Genomic DNA, 1232 nt, shown 5'->3' on the forward strand with positions numbered 1-1232 from the left:
ACGGAAATGCCGGGCCTGATGGCATTGCGCACCGAATTCGGTGAAGAGAAGCCACTGAAGGGGTCGCGTATCGTCGGGTCTCTGCACATGACGATCCAGACGGCTGTTCTGATCGAAACGCTGGTGGCGTTGGGGGCCGATGTGCGTTGGGCGTCCTGCAACATCTTCTCGACACAGGACCACGCGGCGGCGGCGATTGCCGCGGGCGGTACGCCGGTCTTTGCCATCAAGGGCCAGACGCTGGTCGAACACTGGGATTACCTCGACCGGTCCTTCCAGTTCCCCGAGGGCGCGAACCTGATCCTGGACGATGGCGGCGATGCAACGCTCTACGTTCTTCTGGGGGCACGGGTCGAGGCAGGCGAAACCGACCTGATCGAAGTGCCGACCTCGGAAGAGGAAGAGGCGATCTTTGCCCAGATCAAGAAACGGATGGCCGAAACTCCGGGCTGGTTCACCAAAACCAAGGCAGCCATCAAAGGCGTCTCGGAAGAGACGACAACCGGCGTGCACCGTCTGTACGACCTGCACAAAAAGGGCCTGCTGCCCTTCCCGGCGATCAACGTGAACGATTCCGTCACGAAGTCGAAGTTCGACAACAAGTACGGCTGCAAGGAATCTCTGGTCGACGGCATCCGTCGCGCCACCGACACGATGATGGCCGGCAAGGTCGCTGTCGTCTGCGGCTATGGCGATGTGGGCAAGGGTTCGGCCGCGTCCCTGCGTGGCGCCGGTGCACGAGTGAAAGTGACCGAGGTCGATCCGATCTGCGCGCTTCAGGCGGCGATGGACGGGTTCGAGGTTGTTCTGCTCGAGGATGTGCTGTCCTCGGCGGATATCTTCATCACGACGACCGGCAACAAGGACGTCATCCGCATCGAACATATCCGCGAGATGAAGGATATGGCGATTGTCGGCAACATCGGCCATTTCGACAACGAAATTCAGGTTGCCGCGCTGAAAAACCACAAGTGGACCAACATCAAGGATCAGGTCGACATGATCGAGATGCCCAACGGGCACCGCATCATCCTGCTCTCCGAGGGACGTTTGCTGAACCTTGGAAATGCCACCGGCCACCCGTCCTTTGTGATGTCGGCGTCCTTTACCAATCAGGTTCTGGCGCAGATCGAGCTTTGGACCAAGGGCGACGAGTACGGCAATGGCGTCTACATCCTGCCCAAGCATCTGGATGAAAAGGTCGCGCGCCTGCATCTGGACCGCATCGGCGT

At 59.9% G+C, this 1232-nt stretch carries 1 protein-coding gene; it reads left to right on the forward strand.

What is annotated here, in order from left to right; all coding sequences use genetic code 11:
* On the forward strand, positions 1–1232 hold a 1232-nt coding region (gene ahcY / locus CHB75_RS21205; protein WP_089274148.1), incomplete at both ends, for an adenosylhomocysteinase.

This window comes from Puniceibacterium sediminis, from assembly GCF_900188035.1.
GTDB classification, from domain to species: domain Bacteria; phylum Pseudomonadota; class Alphaproteobacteria; order Rhodobacterales; family Rhodobacteraceae; genus Puniceibacterium; species Puniceibacterium sediminis.